Here is a 20,281-nt window from a genome sequence, read left to right as displayed (position 1 = left end):
CTTCTCACCCCTTGATTACGTCCCGGGCCAGCAGCTTTTCTCTGACCTTTTCCAGATATTCCGCTGCTTCCCGTTCATGCTTCAGCACGCCGATTCTGGTTTTGCCTTCAGGAATATCCATGCCTTTTTGATATTGATAGGTATTTTCTTTGTACATCTTCAAAATCTTGGCAGGATCCTTCTGGCCGTAAACGGTTTTTCCGGCTTGAACAGGACACTGGCATAGCACCTCGATAAAGGAAAACCCTTTGTGAGAGATGCCTTGAGCAATGGACTTTTCCAGCTGAACAGGGTGGGCCGTCGTCCATCTGGCAACGTAAGTTGCGCCCATAGAAGCGGCCAGCTTGCATCCGTCGATCGGCTCATCGATGCTGCCGAAAGGAGAAGTTTTGGTTACAGCTCCCTTGGGGGTGGATGGGGATTTCTGCCCTCCTGTCATACCGTATATGTAGTTATTGGCCATGATGACCGTCAGATCAATATTTCGCGCGCAGGCGTGAAGGAGATGATTGCCGCCGATTGCAAGACAATCGCCGTCTCCGGTAAAGACGACAATGTTTTTATCCGGCTGGGCCAGCTTCAGCCCCTGGGCAAAGGCCAGGGCTCTCCCGTGCATGGTATGCATCACATCCATCTTGTAATAGCAGGGGATCCAGGAGGAACATCCGATTCCGCTCACGCAGGCCGTGTCCTCCTTGATACCCAGGCTGTCGATCGCTCCTATGGCCGCATACTGGATGATGCCGTTGCCGCACCCGGGACAGAAAAGTGTGGGCAGCAAGTCGGTCTTAATATATTTCTGATAGAGCCGATTCATCTTTTCCCACCTCCTCCAAAATCTCATCCAGCAATTCCTTTGGCGTATGGATATCTCCGCCGCATTTGGGCATTGAAATCACCTTTATTCCATCCAGCGCCCGCTCAATCTCCCGCACATACTTTCCCACATTCATTTCTGGGACAATGGCAAGAGAGATGTCCCGGGCCGCTTTCTTGAGCGCTTCTTGGGGGAAAGGCCATACCGTATTAATCTTAATCAGGCCCACTTTCAGATGGCTGTAATCCGTATGGATCACGGCCGGAGCGCCTTTTTTGAAAAAATCGCGGAACATGTTCAGTTTCGCCCTAAGGCGGTGATCCTTAATACCTCTTGCCAATTTGATCGCATTCATGGCCGGACGTGCAACGGAACCATAGGCAATGATCGCGATATCCGCATCCTCCATGCAAAAAGTATCCAGATCAGCCAGCTGGGTGCGATGGTCTTCTATCTTGCGGTTGATATGCTCTATGAAATGCCCGCTGCGGTCGGCCATGTGTCCGATTCGCCGACCTTTTTCATCGTGAAGCTGCCCTTCCACCAGAGAGCTGCTCCCTTGAAAAAAATCCTCTTGGGGGGAATAGGCAAATCCAGGCCCGGCCTCATTCTTTTTTTTCGTACCACTGTATATGGTAATCTTTTCTCGCATATGTCCCACCACTTCATCGGACAGAAGAATGACCGGGCTGCGATACCTTTCCGATAGTTCAAAGGCTTTGATGGTAAAATCGTACATTTCCTGAACCGAGGAAGGCGACAGTACGATGATGCCGTAATCTCCATGGCTTCCATAGCGGGCCTGGTAGATATCCTGTTGGGAGGACAGGGTGGGCTGTCCGGTGGACGGCCCTCCCCTCTGTACATTGACAATGACTGCCGGCGTTTCCGTAACCGCAGCAAAGCCAATGGCTTCCTGCATCAACGTGTATCCTGGTCCCGATGTGGCAGTCATCGCTTTCTTCCCGCCCCACCTGGCACCGATGACCGCGCATGCCGATCCGATCTCATCTTCCATCTGAATGAACGCGCCGTTGTTTTTCTGCATTTCTGCGGAAAGCATTTCAATGATCTCTGTGGAAGGAGTGATGGGATAACCGGCAAAGAACCGGCATCCCGCATAGATCGCCCCTTTGGCGCAGGCCTCGTTTCCTTGTAAAACCGCCTGCTTTTGACCTTGTGCATCTGGTTCCATTTTCTTTTTCTACACCTCACTTTATCTTGTAAACTTCCGGTACTCTGTTATGAAAGGTACCCACTGCATCCCCAATTTCCTTGGGATAATCCGGATCCACATATGCTTGTATGTAACCGGCCTTATCCGCAGCGATAGCCTCGGGGACGCCCCATGGATCGCAAATGAGGCTGCGCCCGCAGAAAATATTGTCTTCGTTGAGCTTTCCAAAGAGGTTAACCCCTACCACATACATGGAGTTGTGCAGCGCTGTGGCAGTGAGGATATTCTGCCAGTGGTCGCTCCTGGGAGAATAGAAGGCCGATGGGATAAATAAGTATTGAACGCCTTGCAGCGCCATGGTCCTTGCCGCCTCCGGAAAGCGAATATCGTAGCAGATGGAAATTCCGATCTTTCCAAAGTCCGCATCATAGGTGAACAGCTTGTTTCCTGCTGTGATCTGGTCCGATTCCTGCTCTCCGCCCATGGCGTTCAAGGCATCGAACAGATGAATTTTGTCATATCTGCCGACGATTTCTCCGCTGCGGTCGAACAGCAGGGCCGTGTTATAGATGTTTCCGTCTTGCTGTTTGTGGGCCACGGTCCCGCCGATGATATAGGTATTGAACAGCTTGGCCCGCATGGAAAATTCGTCGATGATTTCCTGGGGATATTCCTTGATCAAAGGGGTTTCGTCCAGATCGGGCGCATAATAGAAATATTCCGGAAGTACGACCATATCCACGGTTTTATAGGCTTTCAGCGCCTCATCCATCAAGTCCAGCGCCTGTTTGAAATTTTTATCCTTATCCTTTGTGGGCGTAGTTTGAATCCCTACAAAGCTTAATTTTTTTGTCATGATTCCTCCTTTATCAAATCGGAAGCAAACGTTGCGGCAAATGGTTCTCTTTCTAATGGATAATCGGGAACATAGAGCTGCTGCAGGGTCTTTCCCTGTAACACTTCTTCCCGTTCCTCCGCTTCCGTATCCTGATCGGCTATGGCTGTATTAATCAGCTCCTCTGCTTCGAATTCCCTCAGTACCAGGACTCCGTTTTGATCCGCCAGGATCAGGTCGCCCGGATGGACCGGGACCCCTCCGCAGGAAATGTCAAAATTAATTTCCCCGGAATCCTCGATGAACTTGGTCGTTAAAGGACTGGTCCCAGCAGCAAAGATGGGGATACCGATTTCCATGATTTCTTCATAGTCTGTCATCGGCCCATCTACGACGATCGCTGCCAGTTTGCGCACGCTGGCGCAAAGGGCGACCATTTCGCCCACACAAGCGTGTGAAACATCGCCGCAGCGGTCGATCACAAGAACATCTCCTTCATGGGCCATGCTTACAGCCACATGCAGCGCCTTTGATTCCTGCGCCGGTATGCGTACGGTAACCGCCGGACCAAACACGTTTCCTGTATTGGGATTCATGCAGCGTATCCGCGGATGCATAAAGCCGAATTCCGAATAATGGCCGATGGCTGCGATGCTCACTTGTTCCAGCTTCGCTTTATACCTTCCTGTATTGACAGGCTTTCTTTGATTAATTCTTAGTTTTGCCATTGGCCCCCGCTTTCTCTGCCTCTTTTATGCTGGCAGTCATCATTTGATCCGCATGGATAATGGCCTTGATGCCGTACCATAAAACGATTGCCGCCGGTATGATGAGCATTGCTGCGCATTCGTATGCCAGCCAGTCCCACCGATAGACGAAACCAAAGATGATAATCAAGGACTGTACCAGAATTACGATCAGCGAAATCGCTGTTACAACTGTATCTTTGCCGTCATCGTATTTGCTTGAGGTTTCTTTTTTCATTGTTTACGCCTCCAATTTCTTCATATTATCGTTTTGACCGTCTTTATAGGTAAACTTGGCAACAATCATGAATACAAAGAACGCTGCTACCCAAGTGATATTGTTGGCAGGTATGCCTGTCGATTCTGCCAGCACATAATTCCAGAACAGCCAGAATACATATCCGAAGGCTGTGCTGACCCAGCCGGCTGCCGGAGTTCGTTTGGAATAAAACAGGCCCACAACCAGGGGAATGAACAGACCTGCCACCTGAAAACCGGTGACAAAATACAGACCGTCAATAATGCTGGAAAGCCAGGCCTGGGTGCTGAGCATGGAGAATATAATGATTGCCACGGTGGCAATATTGTTCCAGCGGATCATTTGAGCGTCCGACAAAACTTTTCCCGTTATGCCCGTATACAAATCCTTGGTGCAGGCTGCCGCTTGAACCAGGATATAACTGCTGAGGGTGGACATGACCGCCGCGATCAGGCCGGCAACGAACAAACCACGCAGACCAGTGGGAAGAGCAGCCATAACCGTATTCCAAAATGCCTCATAGAAAACTGCATCCGGATACAGGGTCTTGGCGCAGAATCCCATCATAATGACTGCTGTACTGAATACCAGCCACATGGGAATGCAGAACATGAACGAGCGCTTGGCTGTTTTTGCCGAATCCGATGCGGAAAAACGCTGATACATCATTGGTTCGGTATAAATGCTCAGTCCAATGAGGGCCCAGGAAAGGGCTGTGGCACCGTTCATCCCTCCGGTGGGCTCGAACAGGGTCGGCTGACTTCCATTCAAGGTTCCGAAAATCGCATCCCATCCACCTGCCATATTCATAACCGCGATTACGCCTACGCCTACGGAAAAGCTGATAAATCCCAGCTGGAATACATCGGTCATGGTTACCGACCACATTCCGGATGCCAGCACATAGATGCCGACGATACAGCCGGAAATGAGGATTGCCACAAAGCTTGGAAAATCGAACATCATCTCCAGCAGCTGGGAAATGACCAGAAAGTTTACGCCGTTGTAAAGAACTCCCGCCAGAACAGCCACGGTTCCAAGGACCTTTGATTTCCGATCGTATAAAAATTCCATCAGATCGGGTACTGTCATCACGTCTTCAGGGATTTTTCCCCTCACTAAAGGGGCGATCCAAAGAGCAAAAGGCACCCGGGAGAGGGTACATGGGATAACATACACGATCATTCCGGCAATACCGATGGTTGCCCCATATTCCGCCACTCCAATCACAGAATATCCGTCATACCAGGATGTCATCATAGTTCCGATGACCAGAGGCAGAGTCAGGGACCGGCCCGAAAGGAAATAACTGCTCATGTTTTTTCTGGCCTTGCTCCGAAATCGCAGCCCGATAAAAATCATTAGAAAAAAGTATCCGATCAGGATCACCGTATCGGGAACGGCCCAGGGGACATTTACGTGTAACATTGCTTTCCTCCTTTATTTCCTCTCATCCGCTTGCCACTGGTCAATGAATCCGCTGATAACATTGACAGCATTTTCGATCATAACTTTTCCTTTTTCTTCGCTTCCGCAAAAGGGATCTCCCAGAACAGAGGTCTCGGTCTCCTTATCAAAGTACTCATAAACATACAAATCCGGGATTTCCTCTTTTTCCTCCTTCTCCTTGCGGATCATTTTCTCTTCATTAACCAACTGGGGGAACAGATATTTTAAGATGGACGTTCCTGCCTCCGCAGCATGGCCCAGCGGAAACTTGCTGTCCATCAGCTCCTCGTTGATGTGGTAGATAAAGCGCCACCAGTCGATGTGGGCGCATTCCATGCCGTAATCCCGCATGGCCTCCGACGCTGCTTGATCGATGGCACCCAGATTACCCACATGTCCGCATAGAAACAAGACTTTTTTCATGCCCTGCCGATGAAGGCTTTCGAGCACATCCCGATACATGGCCAGGATGGACATGGTGGATACAGAGAGGGTTCCCGTGTAGCACATCAAATCCTCTGAAAAGCCGTATGGAATCGGCGGAGCTACAAAACAGCTGGCCTTTTGTGCTGCTCGCTTTGCCACTTCATAAGTCACCAGCCAGTCAGATCCCATCGGCAAGTGATGCCCATAGGCTTCTGTGGCCCCCACCGGAAAAATCGCTGTATCGGATTCTTTTATAAACCGTCCGAATTCTTCCAGGGTCATTTCTGCAATCAAATGCTTATCCATTGGTACGTTCCTTTCTTGTTCAGTTGTAAACAAAATAATTGGAAAAATCGTCTGCCGCTATAAATTGAGTCTGGGTTTTACCGGCAAATGCGACGCGCACTTCATAATAGGGCCGGTAAAATTTTTCAATATGATCCGTTTCCAACTCAGGAGGCCGCTTGTATTTTGCCATCAAAACCTTCCACCTGGCGTCTACAATGGCTCTTTTCTCCGCCTGCGCCCGGGTCAGGGTATCAGCCACCAGCAGCTCGGGTTCAATCGCCTTTTTCACCAGCTTGAGATTGAGCTTTTCCTCATTGGCGCCGCATCCTCTTATGGGATCTACGATAAATTCGATGGTCCCGTCATCTGTCCGGTTCTTTTTAAAATAGGATACGGAATATTTAAGAACGACTCTCCAGCAAGGCAGATAGTGAAATTTAGCAGATAAAACCTTCGGCCGAATCAGGAAGAGGCGCTTTCTGACCAGGTAAGGCAGGTCTTCTTCCGATATCGTGTGCAAGGTTGCCTTTACTTTGACACCTTTGCTTTGTTTTTCCTTGTCCGTCGGCGTGGAAGCCTTAGCAGCCTTGAGCTGTTTTACTAATGTTTCTTTTTCCATTTCGTTTTCTCCGTAAGACGTCTTTATTGATCCTGCATGCAACTCAATAGTAGCAAATTTTCGAAATATTACAACATGTATATGACACTTGTCAGTCAATGCTAATTGACAAAAAATTGACACCATATTACAATAGTTGTACTATGGTGCTTGAGCGAAATGGAGGTATGAATATGAAAAGCAGCGTTTTGTCCCTTTCTCCCCTTTCCCTTATTCTGGATCACTTGCATATTTCCGCTGTGGACTTGGCGGCAGGCATTCACGTGGATCCATCTTTGATCAGCAGGTGGCGGAACAAAAACCGGAAGTTCAACTCCTCTTCCGCCCACTACTCCAACACTCTGAATTTTATTTTGGATCAGGATGAGCGGATCAACTATCAGAATATCGCCATTTTCCTCATGGACTATATGCCGGAAGCTGCCATCACCAACCGGGAAGAAGCGTATAAGGCTTTGGATTTGTGGATGAGCGGCCATTTCAGCGTTTCTCCCTACGAAACCCTTCCTCCTTCCGTAGATAACGCCAATGTAGCTGATGTGGGCATCATTAAGGGGGAAAGGCAAAAAAAAGAAGCCCTGCTCTATGCGCTGGACACCACTTTGATGCTGCCGGAGCGAAAGCATCTCTATCTGATGTTTGATGACAGTACTGACCGAATATTGGAGCAGGAGTCCTTTTACATTCCCTGGATTCAGAGACTTCACGAAATTATTAAAAAGGGCCATGAAATTTCCTTTATATACAGCAGCGATTTTTTCCGCTCCTGCATCGTGGATTTGGATAATTTTCTCTGTCTATGTTTTTCACCCAATTTCCACGCTTATTACATGCCCAAGGGAGCCATCCCCGCTTTTGATTTGTGCATCTTGGAAGATGTCTTAGCTTTAACCAACTTCACCCCTTCCATAGGTGATAAAAAAACCACCCTCTATTCCTTCACCCATCCGGACATCGTGCGCCGGCTCCAGCTCCAATATGAAAACCAGCTCATTAGCTGCGAATTGCTGGTAAATCACGATGATAAAAAAATACGGCAAGTCGCTATAACGCTCAAAGGAATTCAACATATGGGCCAGAAACTTTCGGTGTATGACAGTACGCCCTTCGTCTTTCCCATAAGGCCGGAAAACTTTCAGAAAATATTGGTTTACAATGGTTTCAGCGCTCCAGAGATCGAAGCGATCATGATGCGCTATTTAACGTTCATCTATCATCCATGCCTGAGCTCCAATTTCAATGACTGCCAGTTTCTCTTGAATATGGACGGTATCTTTGACGCCTTGGACCAGTATCAGTGTATCTTCCTGCCAAAGCTGCTTTCCAACAAAGATATTGTCATTCCCAAAACCCTCTATTATCTTTATTTAAAGGAGATTTTCGATTATGTTTCCAACCCCGAATCTTCTGAGATCAACGTTGAAATCGCCATGGTCACCGATTCCTGCACCGGACTTCCCAGAGATACCACGGTCTACGCGGTGGATAATCTGTGTGCCTATATCAATACCTACTCAACTCCCAACGAGGCCAAACATCTGCTTTTCACCAACCCCTTCGTCGCCGCAGACGCTTATCGGTATCTGGAGAACCTGCGCATCGGTCTTCCGGAAGAAAATAAAAATATGACGCAGCTCCTATTGATCTTGAATCAGATGTTTGAAAAGGTCCCTTCGGGTGCAGCAGGCTCTGATTCGGGTTGATTTGTTAGGTTTGAACCCTAACGCAATCCTGCATTTTCCTCTCTGGTTTCAGCAATAGGATTTTCCGGACCCTCTAGCCGGGGCGGGGAAAAGATTAAAAAATCCTTGGTAAATTTACACGTTTTTCAACGGTTAAACCCTCTTCGACCGGCTCTGGAGCAAGTTAGATCGCTTTTTAGCAATATAAGGTCTCGCAAACCCACAACTTTGCGTAAAGAATGCGAATTTTTATGAAAATTTTCCTGATTTGGCGATAAACATAAATTTATATATTAAAACCAGGGCTGTAGAAGTTTGCGGATCGGAGCATTGGTGTGGCCCGGGCCGGGCCGGATTTTGGAGGCCGGGGCATCAATATGACCCCGGCGCGCAAGCCAGACTGGAACCAGCGCTGAAAGCAGATTATCGCGATCCGGTCCGCCAGGCCTTTTCCACGATGATTTTGGGCCATTTTCACCGTCTATCCACCGAAAAACAGCGAAAAATCATCGCTGATCCTTCTTTTTTTAATCTTCAGCGATGAGAATTCATCGTAAATCGGGCTCAAAAGAGGCTCCCACGATGATTTTATATTTTATCCGTAATCCGGGGCCAGAACAAATCTTTAGCCCAGGCCCGGGTCCGAGCCAAAAGATATCCGTACCCAACCCAAAAATCCGGATCCGATTACAATATGTGCCTTTTGTATTACAACAGCTTGTAATTTGCATACAATAACGATATAATTAAGGTGTACAGAATACAGAAAGGAGTTGATTTTATGGCACAGTCAACCATAACTGCGCGAGTAGACGAAAAGGATAAAGCCAGATTTGACGCTTTTTGCTCCAATGTGGGTCTAAACACCTCCACAGCCATCAATCTTTTTGTGAAAGCAGTTTTACGCGAAAACAGGATCCCATTTGAAATTGCAGAAACCACTGATCCATTTTTTTCTGAATCGAATATGGCCTATATAAAAAAATCCGTTCAGGAACTTCGTGAAGGGAAAGGGACGGCGCACGAACTGATTGAGATAGAAGATGAGTGAAAAAATTTGGTCAGACGATGCCTGGAAGGACTATCTCTATTGGCAAACCCAGGACAAAAAAACAGTAAAACGCATCAATCAGCTCATTAAAGATATTGAGCGAAATGGCTGCATGGAGGGCATCGGGAAACCCGAACCCTTAACCGGTGACTTGCAGGGCGAATACAGCCGCCGCATCAACGAGAAGGACCGATTGGTCTACCATATGGAAAACGGCCGCATCTACATCGTGCATTGCAGAGGACATTATGGAGATAAGTAACCGCACATGATGCCCTCGTCTTGAAAAAGAAGCGATTCTTGCCCGGGCCGGGGCATCAATATGACCCCGGCGCGCAAGCCAGACCGGGACCGGCGCTGAAAGCAAATCATCGCGATCCGGTCCGTCAGGCCTTCTCCACGATGATTTTGAGCCATTTTCACCGTCCATCCACCGAAAAACAGCGAGAAATCATCGCTGATCCAACTTTTTCTAGTCTCCAGCGATGAGAAATCATCGCAAATCGGACTCAAAAGAAGCTCCAACGATAATTTTACTTTTCACCCGTAATCCGGGGCCAGAACATATCTTTACCCCAAGCCAAAGACCCAGGCCCAGCTATAAACAGCACCGCCCACCCCAAAAAAGCAAAACAGAGCCATCAACTCAAACGGCTCCATTTTACAGTACACATTAATCCATTACTGCTTGGTCCGCTGCAGGACCGGTTTCCTTTTTCTCGCTTCGGCCCCGGGCGATCATTTGCCGCCACTGGCCGTTCTCCATGCAAAGGGTTACGATCCAGCCGAATACAATGGCCCACACAGGCGCACCGATTCCCAGAATACTCACTTTGGACAGGCCGATGAGAAAGGCTGCCAGCGCGCCCATCTGAAAGCGGCCGGTCCCAAAAGCACCTTGTAGCGAGCTCACCAGCAGGCCGGTCATGGCGATCCCGCAAATGAGATCGATGATCGTTCCCGGCAGCTGCATGATAAACGGGATCAAAATGCCTGAAAGTACACAGACCACCAACACGCCGCCGCAGTAGATGACTGCTCCTGCGAATCTTCTTTCCCGTCTGCCCGCATCCTCTCCAGCGAGAATCGCCATAACCGGGCCGGCAAGAGAAATGGTATGCCCCAGGCCAAAGGCCGCCAGTATGGAACCCAGCCCGCTGAGTACGGTCACACTATTGAGGGAAAGATCACAGCCGTTGGCTTTTAAAACCCCGTAACCTTTGAAAACATCCGCCACAGCCATAATCACCAGCGGCAGCGACACGGTCAGAAAAACATTGCTGGTAAAATCCGGCCCTGTGAAAACCGGCAGCGACAGACCGTAGGAGCCTGCCGATCCATCCGCTTCTCCCGAATGGAGAAAAACAGCACATGCGATGCCCACAGCCAGCGCTATGATGTGAGGCGGAACTTTCTTCGTCACCAGGGGAAATGCGACAAAGGCGCCTGCGATCAGCGCTCCCGAAAGAGGGTCTGATGCTATGGACCTTACGATATCCAGCCCGTAGCTCATAAAAACCCCTGCCACCATCCCCAGAATCACTGGAAGGGGCAAATACCTGCTGATCCAGCCGATCATCCCCGTATATCCCACCAGGAAAAGCGCAACCCCGGCTGCGATGAATCCGCCGACCATTTCCGGCAGTGTAAACTGATCGAACATGGGTTTTAATACCACGATCGCAGTCAGGGAACCCGCAAAATAAAAGGGCGTCCGGTAATAAATGCTGGCAAAGATGGAAATCAGTCCTCCCACCGCCATACTGCACATGACAAAGGATGCGGCCTGCGCCGAAGTCATCCCCGCGCTGGCAGCCACAGACGACAGCATGGGGATAGCGCCCGCCAGCACGAAAACCATGGAGGTCAGAGCCGCAAAGATATTGCGGCTCTCGCACTTAAACTCCTTCTTTAGATTGTGAAAGCCATTTCCTGATTCAATGAGCCTGCGCATCGTAAATCACATTCCCTTCTGAAACCGTCATCAGGATGGGTATTTGCCCGATGGTATCCGCCGGCACCTCAAAGATATTTTTGTCCAGCACCACAAAGTCCGCGAATTTGCCGGGTGTAATGGAACCGGTGATGTCCTCGGCAAAATCGGCATAAGCCGCATCCAGAGTAAAGGTTCGGATCATCTCTTCAACAGTCAGCGCTTCTTTGGCGTTGAGCACATTGGACGGGTCGTCGGCGTCATCCCTGAAATCACAGCGGATCACCCCCATTTGAATGCCCAGCAGCGGGGCCGGCGGCTGAGTAACCGGAAAATCACTGCCCGAGGACAAAACGAGTCCTGCTTCTTCTGCCAGACTCCTCATGGGATACTCGTTTTCCGCCCGCTCCTCACCCAGGAACGGCACCTCCAAGCCGTAGAAATAACCTTTTTCTTTAGCAAACCAATAGGGATTTGCCGAAACCACAACCTGCCGCTCCCTGAGGCGCTGGTAATCATCTTTATCCACAATCTGCATATGAGCGCCGATGGGCCTGATATTGGGCTGCCCGTTTTCCGCCGCGGAGCATTCCAGCGCAGTCAGCATCTGATCCACAGCCGCATCTCCGATCACATGAAAGTGCATCTGAAAACCGTGGTGCTCCGCCCAGGAGCACAGCCTATTCAGCCCGGCCTGGCTCCAAACCGGCTCTCCGTAATAGTCCGGCCGATGAGCATAGGGCTTTTTCAGAAAAGCGGTAGCGCCCTCCACAACCCCGTCCACCAGCACTTTAATGCTGTTTGCGGCAAACCGCGTGCCGGCACCGGCGGCCGTTCTTTCCGTCTGATAGTCCTCCAGCATTGAATCCACCGACTCGGGTCTTGCCATGAAGGATCCACGAATTTTCACCTTCAGCTCTCCTGCCTGATCCATCACTTTGTAGGCTTCATAATAATTGGTATACAGCTCAACCATGGGATCGTGGACCATGGTCAGCCCCAGCTGGCCCATCATTTCTTCCAGATAGCGCACTGCCTTTTTCACCTTATCTACCGAATAGACAGGCTTAATGGCATGAAAGGGTTCCTGAGCGCACTCCCGGAAGGTTCCGGAAAGCTCCCCTGTATCCGCGTCCTTTTCCAGAACGCCCCCTTCGATCACCGTATCTTTTGTAACGCCGGCCAGCCGGATCGCCGCTGAGTTTGCCCATATACTGTGATGATCTCCCGAATCCAGCACAATGGGAATATCCGCCGCGATTTCATCCAGCCATTCCTTTCTGGGGCCGTGGTCGTCAAAATACGTGTTAATCCAGCCCGCCCCTTCCAGAAAATCAATATCCGGATGGGCTTCATAAAAATCCCGGACAGCGTTCAAACAATCCTCTTTCGACTGGGCCCGGGCCAGGTCCACCTTAAACAGCACTTCCGCGCAGCCCTGTACCGCATGAATATGGGAATCGATGAAGCCCGGCAAAACCGTTTTTCTATGCAGATCGATATACTCTGCATCTGCTCCCGCCTTTTCAGCGACTTCTTCTTCCGTACCCACAGCGATAAATTTCGTACCTTCCACACAGAAGGCCTGGGCCCAGGGACAGCGTTCGTCCACCGTGTAGACCCTTCCATTTCCGTAAATCACTCGTTTATCCATTTCTTCCTCCCATTTCCTCAGATGACACGTTCCAGTCCTTCTTCCTGATAGTCCTCACCCTTCTTTTTGGCTTCCATCACGGCTTTCAGCTGGTCGAATTTCGCTTTGGTCAGCGGGAAGGCTATCGCCATAACGCCGGACAGAATCAAGAAGCTTGAAGGTATGATCGTAAAGGCATTTTCGATACCTGCTACAGCCGATGCGGACTGCTGGGGCAGCGTAGGATCGTATCCTGAAACGGATAGGATGATTCCAAGCACCTGGCTGGAAATGGCGGCGCTGAACTTGGCGAAGAAAATACCTGCTGCGAAAACCGCGCCTTCTCTGCGCTCACCGTACTTGTATTCATAGACTTCGCACATATCCATGTTGATGGCCGGAATCAAAGTCCAGTATGCTCCGTTGGCAATGCTGAAAATCGCCATATACAAAAGGAGCATGCCAAAGCTTTCAATGGATATAAATTTGAAACAGAACATGACTGCGCCTGAGCCTGCGATGCATAAGGCCGCGGCCGCTTTCTTGCCGATCTTCATGGAAATGGCCGAAACGAGGGGTACTGCCACGATGCCGATCAGAATGTAAAGGAACATAACCAGCGCCAGCGTTTCTTCGGTGGACTGCATTTTGTGGTATACGAAATAGGCGATGTCCGCATTGATCATGCTGTATCCGAACATGAAGGCCATGAACATACCCAGCAGGAATTTGTAAGGCTTGAGCTTGAGGATTTTCAGATAGGTCTTGAAGCCGTTTTCTTTCTTTTTCTCTGTAATGGCTTCTTCCCGAACGTTCATGATCTCGTGGCCTCTGGTGGTTCTCCAGGTGATTAAAATACAGATCATGGCGATTCCGCCTGCGATCATGGCCATGGATTGCCAGGCCCGTCCCGGGGCCATTCCCTGACCGATGAACATGGCTACCACCAGTGACGGAGCCGACATACCTACGATGTTGCCCAGCAGGTTAAAGATAGTTGCCGGCGCGCGCAGCTTGGTTCTCTCGTCGTAATCCAGGGTGAGCTCTGCGCCCAAAGCTGTGTACGGAATGTAAAACGTTGTGTAAGATGTCCAAAATACCATGGCCATGATAACGTAGTAAACATTCTTGGCGTTGCCATCCAGGGGCACGTTGGTAAACAGCAGGACAAAAGCAGCGGCCAGCGGCACGGCGACCGCGATCAAATAGGGTCTCCTTCTTCCGTACTTGGATCTGGTATTATCGGATATCTGTCCCAGAATGGGGGTCGATACCGCATCCCAGATAACGGCGATGAGGGAAATGCTCCCGGCCAGGGCCGGACTAATCCCAGCGATATCCGTCAGGAAAAATAATAAAAACATAAAGACAAAGTTGTAAGTGATCGCATCCGATGCGGAAGCAGTTCCATATCCCAGGATCACTTTCCATGATAATTTTTTCATATTCGCGTCCTCCTTTATTTTCTTCAGTTTAACTGAGAGGGCAAATAAGAAATAGGCGGTTTCTTGGTACAAATTATACAGTTTATTGGCAACTTTCTGTTTTTTCAGATTTTTTAGGCCCATACGCTTTACCGCAAGCCCCTGTCATTCTATAATAGAGAAAACAATCCAATTCAGAAGGGAATGATGATCTTGTCTCAGACCGAAAACATCAATATTTCACTGGCGCAGCCTTTGATGCAGGAATTTCCGGAAGGAATCCGCCTCTCACGCTTTTCCTTTTTTTCTCTGCGGGAATATCCGATCCACACCCATCTTCATATGGAGATCATCTATGTTTTGGAAGGAAGCCTCTCCATTAAGGTGGGAGTCTCCAATTATACCCTCTCCGCAGGGGAATTTACAATCATGAATCCATTTGAACTTCACGGTTTATACTGTACCGATGAGCCCAACCGCGTATGTCTTTTAGAGATCAGCCCCCAGTTTTACGACCCCTGTCAGGAAGGCACCATCTTTGTATCCGAGTATAAGCTCTACCGGGACGCGGCCAAAGACGACTTCTCGAAGATTGAAGAGGTTCTGCGCAAGATTTTTCATTTACACCTTTCGACCATGCTGGCAGAGGACAGTCCTGACGGCTATCTTCCGGTTTACGCAAGCGCCCGCAATGAGGAATATGAAAAAATCCTCCTTCGTACCTTGATTAATTATTTTGAGCTCCACTTCACTGCGGAATATTTTCTCCTCAGCGATCATAAAGAAAACACGCTGCGGGATAGCTTTGTCCAGGCCGACCGGCTGAAAAACATCCTCTCTTATTTTTATGAAAACTTTCCTCAGAAGATCCAACTGCAGGATGTGGCTGATCGGACTTACGTCAATCGCTACCATATCTCTCATTTGGTGAAATCCGGGATTGGCTTTACCTTTTCCGAACTGCTGCAGCATATCCGTATTGAAAAGGCGGAAATATATCTGCTGGGAACCGATCTGCCCATCAGTCAGATTGTCTTTGAGCTGGGCTTTTCTTCTTATCGGTATTTTAATCAGCATTTTAAGAGCCTGTTCCATATGACGCCCAACGCATACCGGCAAAAGTATCAAAAAGAAACGATTTTACATAAAGAAATTTCCGTTCTCTCGCCCATTCCCCAATCTGCCGCCGAGTCGCTGCTGATGCGTCTGGACTCGATTAAGACCACTGCTTCCATGGGCGCCGGAAAGCCTGAAATCCGTTTTATTGATCTGAAAAACGTCCCGGACCGGCAGGACGGACACGGCCCACTTCCATCCGGCGCAGACGCTTATTCCGATTTGAACTGGCCCGAATCCCATATTTTGTATGATTCGCCCTACATGGCTTCTTTGCTGCTTTCACAGATCGCTTTGGTAGGCCCCGGCCCTTTCTTAAAAAAATATCCCTGTTTTGCATGCAGGGATGAAGATTGCTCAGGGAATTCTCTGCCCTTTAACGGTAAGCCCGGTGCTGTCACCCAGCAGGGACTTTGTAAAGCTTCGTTTCATACGCTGGAGTTTTTAAAACACTTTGAGGGTGATGAATTTCCCATTGACGTCGGCTCTTTTCTGGCTTGGTCAGGACCGGATTCTGAAAGGATCCTTCATCTGCTCCTTTATTATGCGCCTCTGGATATCGGCCAGCTGCTGTCCCGCAGCTTTCACATGCCGCAAGCTCTGGCTTCCTACGTGGAAGAGCGCACCCAATCTATGGCAAATCGAACCTTTGTCGTTGAGCTTCCTCAGGATTCTTTAGCTATGGAGCAGAAGCTGAAGCGTTCCATGGATCCCTTTGTCCAGTGGCAGAGGCTGGGTTGTCCTCCGTCTCTGGATCAGGAAACCGTTCAGCTTTTGAACAGTGCCTTTCAGCCGGACGCTTACTTTTTCAAACCTCAGGAGCGTCTGGAAATTACGCTGGCGCCTTTTGAGGTGAAGTATTTTCAGTTTACATTTCCGCACAAATAAGAAAAAACGGCGGGGGCTTCTTTTGCAGAAGCTTGCCGCCGTTTCATTATGTTTCTTTCTTACCGGGGCCGGACACTGATTTTTTTGCTGAAGGCGCCGTAATAGGCCTTGCCGCCCAGATACCGGACTGCCCTTATTTTATAATAGTATCGCTTTCCCTTTTTCAGCTTTTTGTTGGTCCAGGAGGTTTTCTTTCCTGAAACCGTTTTTACTTTTTTGTATGATCCGTTTTTCTTCACAGCCCGGTAGATCTGATATTTATCAGCGCCCCGGACTTTTTTCCACCTGACCGCCGCCTTTTTCTTTCCAGCCTTTGCTTTTTTCATGGCAGTCTTTCCCGGCTTGGTGGTCGCTGCCGCAATGTTTGAGAAATCAGCGTCATATCGTTTGCTGTCTTTCACCTGATACGCCTTAATTTTGTAATAATAACTCTGACCGGAAGTCAGCTTTGTATCGGTAAAAGAATTGTTGGATGCTGCTGCGGTTCCAACTTTTTGGTATTTGCCAGAGGCGGAAGTTGACCGGTAAATATCCCAGCCGCTTATATTGGCTGCTTTCTCCCAGCCAATGCTGATCGATGACGTGGAAGCTTTCGTGAAGCGGATGCCCCGGGCCGGCTCAACGCTCACGGGCGGCTCGGGTGCAGGGGGCTGGATTACAGGGGGATCGGGCTTTTCGGCTACCGGCGGTTCGGGTGCGGGAGGATCAGGTTCTTCGACTACTGGCGGTTCGGGGGCGGGAGGATCAGGTTCTTCCACTACCGGCGGTTCTTCTGCCCCTGGCAGCTCTTTATATTTTACAATGGGATTGCCCAAGCCGTTAATATAGGAAAGGTAGATGTTTCCCTTGGAGCACGTCAGGTCTATGCTCCTTATTTCTTTCACTTCCGCATCGGCACCCAACTGCTCCCAGGCCTCGCCCTTTCGCTGCCAGACCTTGGTTCGGTGTGTTGTCTGGTTTTCGCTGGCCGCAAAAACTTGGCTGCCACAGGCCGCCAGCTTTTGATTCAAGGAGCCTGAATCTGCCAGCGGCGGGCTCTCTTGTTTCCAGCTGCTGCCGTCATAGGACCATACTGAAAACCCTTCCTCAAAAGGTGCTCCAAGATAAAGCTTATCGTTGACCGCAAGGGTATCAAAGGAAGAAGCTTTCATCTCTGTCGGAACCGGCGCTGCCTTGGATCCGGTAATTTTTTTAATGACTAGCTCATTTGTTCCTGTGCGCATGGTCATGTACATGGAGCCCTTTTCTCCTGTAAGCTGCATGTTGTTGAGATCCCCTGCCGCAACGTTCTCCGCCGCCAGAGTCAGGGTGTTTCCGTCAAATTTTTTGATTCCATATATAAAGGAATTCCCAGTCTCGCTTGAGCTTTGGCTGTACCCGATGTAGATGCCGTCGTCCCGCACCACTGCGTCCGTATATTGGGTAAGGTCTCCATTGATCAACGCAGCCTGCTTCCAATCCCCGCCCTCATATTTCAACAGCTGACCGGCATACTGATCGCCAAAACTGCAAAGGAGGTAGGGCACGTCTTTATAAATCAGAATCTTTCCAGCATGAATAGTCTGGCCGGTTCCAAGTGTTGTCCAGCCGTCTTTCGTATACTTGCGTACATAGGTCTTAAAATCACCTTTTTGGTAGGCCGCATATAGATTGCCTGATGAATCGGCCGCTGTAGAGATCTCATTCGCTTCAGAGTTTTCTATCTTTCCAGGACCCAGATTCTTCCAAATTCCTTGGTCGGACACATCTGCAAATTCCACGTCAAAGGATATGGTGTCCCCTGGGCTGCCGATGTTTTTGAGAACGATCCCCGAATTCCTGCCGTCGGAGTAGCTCAGTACATTGGTTTTCTGGTCCAAATCTTTGCTGCCAAAGGAATACCTGCCTTCTTTTGCGGAAAAAAAGGAATCCTTTAGCTCGTCACGGTTTTTGGCAGGAACGTCAATGTCTTTAGCAAAAACGACGATCCCTTTTTCCGAACCCATATTGGTTAGGTTTTCCACATCCGTATTTACACGATAAACGATCAGGCCGGTGCCGGGAATCTTTGCATCCAGGCTGCCCGGCACCAGCGAGTCGGTCTTTTTTCGATACTCCACCACAAAGAACTCCGTGTCGGACATGGGGGACTTGAGGATATAGGCCTGATCGCCTGCGGGTTGATCGGCCGGCACCAGGGTCAGTCCCGTTCGGTCGCTTGCGATGGTATCAATGGTAAGCCAGCCGCTTTTGTACCTCAAATAGGCCAGCGGATACTGAAGGTAGGTAGATGTTTTGGACATGATGTCCCAATCGCCTACAGGGTCCGTCCCGTCATTGGAATAGAGGTCGGGAAATCCGATGCTATGCAAAAATTCGTGGGCAATGACCCCTTCTTCTGCTCCTTCAAAAGCGGCGCTGGAATTGATGATGTTGTAGTTGCCGATGGTTTTACCGGCAAAAGGTGTGTGACCGTCCCAGCTTTTATGCGGATCCGTGGCATCGTTGGTGGCTTTTCCCTGGACGATAACCGTCACATTGTCAATAAAGCCATTACCGTCTCGATCCAGATCGCTGCCCTGAAGTGAAACGTTCGCTTTCACGGCCGCGCTGATCAAGTCATAATCCGTGCTGCCGCTTCCCATGACCGGAACGATCGTTGTGCCATTGTCCTGGGGCAGGTAGCTGGTAACGTGAAATTGACCGTAGGAGATAGCCGTTAAGTAGGATGGCAGGGATTTGGCATAGCTTTCATCCAGCCAGTATTTGCGAGCCAGCTGGGCATAAGTAGGCGGATTGTAGCCAGTGGTCCTGGTTTCCATAAAGTTCTTGGATGGATCGCCGTCCAACTGAACGAACAGCACCAGATTGGCGAATTCCTTTGTTTTCTGATTGGCTGTCTGACCATACGACAAACTGCCGCTGCCGGCCAAAAGTGCAGCAATCAGGATTAAGCACATGATACGGTTTTTAGCCTTTCCCTTTTTCAACATCTTATTGTCCCTTCCCTGGTTCATAATTGCTTTTATTATATCATGTATACGGGCCTTTGGATATAGTTATTATGGGATTTTTTTACATATTTCACTTGACTGCGCGGCGTCGTAAACTTACAATATATGTAAAATATATTGGAGGAGCTATGATTAAAGTTTATGAGGAAATGATAAAGAGTCTGGAACATATGCGCAGCCTGGCCGAGTCATTTGAAAAGGAAATACTTTCTCTGCCGCCGGGCAGTTTGTCGGTTTCAATACAGAGTTCAAAGCAATATTATTATCACAACTATAGTGCTGACGGGAAAAAGCAAAAGCGTTATTTAAATCCGGACAGCAAATACGATCAAAGGCTGCTGAAAAAATTGCAGCGGCGGCGTTTTCTACAAAAAAGCCTGTCTGTGCTGAAAACCGATATTTCAGCCTTGGAGCAGGCAATCGCCAAATTTGTTCTTTATGATCCTGGGCGTATTTGTACCCAGCTCACGTCCGCCTATCAGGATATTCAAAAGGATCCCGGTTTATGGCTGCCGGCTGAACCGGACTTGAGGCGATGGGCCAAAAAGTCCTATACCCAATACGCAGGACATCCGGAGGGCCTGATCCACGAAACATCCACCGGTCTGCTGGTCCGCTCCAAATCGGAATCCATGATCGCGGACACGTTAACCTTATATGGGGTGCCTTTTCGCTACGAACAGGTCTTGATCATAAACGGAAAATCTTACGCCCCCGATTTCACCCTGCACCACCCGCTGAACCGGGAAATCTTTTATTGGGAGCATTTTGGAAAAATGGATCAGCCGGATTATCTTCTCAGCGCAGGAGCTAAAATCATGGATTATCGCCAAGCCGGCATCCGCACCGGCACCAATTTTATCATGACTTTCGAGGACCTCCAGAATCCGCTGACTATGCGGGAAATCCAGGACGTCGTTACTTCCCGGCTGCTGACTCGGTGAA

The 20,281-nt window shown here is 49.3% G+C and carries 17 protein-coding genes; 5 read left to right on the top strand and 12 right to left on the bottom strand.

What is annotated here, in order from left to right:
* Positions 1-4 precede the first annotated feature (4 nt).
* From LG211_RS01700 to LG211_RS01665, 8 genes are read right to left on the bottom strand one after another with little or no spacing between them, the layout of a single operon-like run.
* A complete protein-coding gene (locus tag LG211_RS01700; protein ID WP_148395652.1) occupies positions 5-817 on the bottom strand; it encodes a thiamine pyrophosphate-dependent enzyme in 813 nt (270 codons plus the stop codon).
* Positions 789-2,012 carry a 2-oxoacid:acceptor oxidoreductase subunit alpha gene (locus LG211_RS01695; RefSeq protein ID WP_227754738.1) on the bottom strand — a complete coding sequence of 408 codons (1,224 nt, stop codon included), beginning with the start codon at positions 2,010-2,012 and terminating at the stop codon, positions 789-791. The genes LG211_RS01700 and LG211_RS01695 overlap by 29 nt, the downstream gene beginning before the upstream one ends.
* Positions 2,013-2,028: 16 nt before the next feature.
* The gene (locus LG211_RS01690) at positions 2,029-2,850 is read right to left on the bottom strand and encodes a carbon-nitrogen hydrolase family protein (protein ID WP_227754739.1); all 822 of its coding nucleotides are present in this window, start codon (positions 2,848-2,850) and stop codon (positions 2,029-2,031) included.
* Positions 2,847-3,557 (bottom strand): RraA family protein, encoded by a 711-nt coding sequence (locus tag LG211_RS01685; RefSeq protein ID WP_227754740.1) that lies wholly within the window; start codon positions 3,555-3,557, stop codon positions 2,847-2,849. Before LG211_RS01685 ends, LG211_RS01690 begins: the two co-directional genes overlap by 4 nt.
* Positions 3,538-3,813, bottom strand: a complete 276-nt coding sequence (locus LG211_RS01680) for a hypothetical protein (RefSeq protein WP_148395648.1) — start codon at positions 3,811-3,813, stop codon at positions 3,538-3,540. The genes LG211_RS01685 and LG211_RS01680 overlap by 20 nt, the downstream gene beginning before the upstream one ends.
* A 3-nt stretch (positions 3,814-3,816) precedes the next feature.
* Positions 3,817-5,262 carry a sodium:solute symporter family protein gene (locus LG211_RS01675; protein WP_269476915.1) on the bottom strand — a complete coding sequence of 482 codons (1,446 nt, stop codon included), beginning with the start codon at positions 5,260-5,262 and terminating at the stop codon, positions 3,817-3,819.
* A gap of 12 nt (positions 5,263-5,274) precedes the next feature.
* Entirely contained in the window at positions 5,275-6,015 is a 741-nt protein-coding gene (locus LG211_RS01670) for a creatininase family protein (RefSeq protein ID WP_269476914.1), read from the bottom strand.
* Between the two features lie 19 nt (positions 6,016-6,034).
* On the bottom strand, positions 6,035-6,616 hold the full coding sequence (locus tag LG211_RS01665; RefSeq protein ID WP_227754743.1) for a hypothetical protein: 582 nt from the start codon (positions 6,614-6,616) through the stop codon (positions 6,035-6,037).
* A 173-nt stretch (positions 6,617-6,789) separates the two neighbouring features.
* Here LG211_RS01665 and LG211_RS01660 point away from each other — a divergent pair, with 173 nt between their 5' ends.
* The 3 genes from LG211_RS01660 (at position 6,790) to LG211_RS01650 (ending at position 9,611) form a co-directional block, all read left to right on the top strand.
* Complete coding sequence (locus LG211_RS01660) at positions 6,790-8,319, top strand: hypothetical protein (protein WP_269476913.1); 1,530 nt, start codon at positions 6,790-6,792, stop codon at positions 8,317-8,319.
* Positions 8,320-9,079: 760 nt separating this feature from the next.
* Positions 9,080-9,349 carry a type II toxin-antitoxin system RelB/DinJ family antitoxin gene (locus LG211_RS01655; protein WP_148395643.1) on the top strand — a complete coding sequence of 90 codons (270 nt, stop codon included), beginning with the start codon at positions 9,080-9,082 and terminating at the stop codon, positions 9,347-9,349.
* Positions 9,342-9,611, top strand: coding sequence for a Txe/YoeB family addiction module toxin (locus LG211_RS01650; RefSeq protein ID WP_148395642.1), 270 nt, complete (start codon positions 9,342-9,344; stop codon positions 9,609-9,611). The genes LG211_RS01655 and LG211_RS01650 overlap by 8 nt, the downstream gene beginning before the upstream one ends.
* Positions 9,612-10,022: 411 nt before the next feature.
* Here the strand turns inward: LG211_RS01650 and LG211_RS01645 are convergent, their stop codons facing one another.
* From LG211_RS01645 to LG211_RS01635, 3 genes are read right to left on the bottom strand one after another with little or no spacing between them, the layout of a single operon-like run.
* Positions 10,023-11,303 carry a benzoate/H(+) symporter BenE family transporter gene (locus LG211_RS01645; protein WP_148395641.1) on the bottom strand — a complete coding sequence of 427 codons (1,281 nt, stop codon included), beginning with the start codon at positions 11,301-11,303 and terminating at the stop codon, positions 10,023-10,025.
* Complete coding sequence (locus LG211_RS01640; RefSeq protein WP_269476912.1) at positions 11,287-12,936, bottom strand: amidohydrolase; 1,650 nt, start codon at positions 12,934-12,936, stop codon at positions 11,287-11,289. The genes LG211_RS01645 and LG211_RS01640 overlap by 17 nt, the downstream gene beginning before the upstream one ends.
* Before the next feature lie 17 nt (positions 12,937-12,953).
* Positions 12,954-14,360 (bottom strand): MFS transporter, encoded by a 1,407-nt coding sequence (locus tag LG211_RS01635; RefSeq protein WP_227754747.1) that lies wholly within the window; start codon positions 14,358-14,360, stop codon positions 12,954-12,956.
* 183 nt (positions 14,361-14,543) lie between these two features.
* On the opposite strand from LG211_RS01635, the gene LG211_RS01630 reads away from it, so the two are divergent.
* Positions 14,544-16,343 (top strand): AraC family transcriptional regulator, encoded by a 1,800-nt coding sequence (locus LG211_RS01630; RefSeq protein ID WP_269476911.1) that lies wholly within the window; start codon positions 14,544-14,546, stop codon positions 16,341-16,343.
* Positions 16,344-16,402: 59 nt separating this feature from the next.
* On the opposite strand, the gene LG211_RS01625 is transcribed toward LG211_RS01630, so the two are convergent.
* Positions 16,403-19,315 carry a hypothetical protein gene (locus LG211_RS01625; protein ID WP_269476910.1) on the bottom strand — a complete coding sequence of 971 codons (2,913 nt, stop codon included), beginning with the start codon at positions 19,313-19,315 and terminating at the stop codon, positions 16,403-16,405.
* A gap of 149 nt (positions 19,316-19,464) precedes the next feature.
* Between LG211_RS01625 and LG211_RS01620 the strand changes: the two genes are divergently transcribed.
* A complete protein-coding gene (locus LG211_RS01620) occupies positions 19,465-20,280 on the top strand; it encodes a hypothetical protein (RefSeq protein WP_269476909.1) in 816 nt (271 codons plus the stop codon).
* Position 20,281 lies beyond the last annotated feature (1 nt).

It is taken from the genome of Hominibacterium faecale (genome assembly GCF_020734085.1).
Classification (GTDB): domain Bacteria; phylum Bacillota; class Clostridia; order Peptostreptococcales; family Anaerovoracaceae; genus Hominibacterium; species Hominibacterium faecale.
Note: the sequence above shows the minus strand (reverse complement) of the source record. Positions and strands in the feature narration are given on the sequence as shown.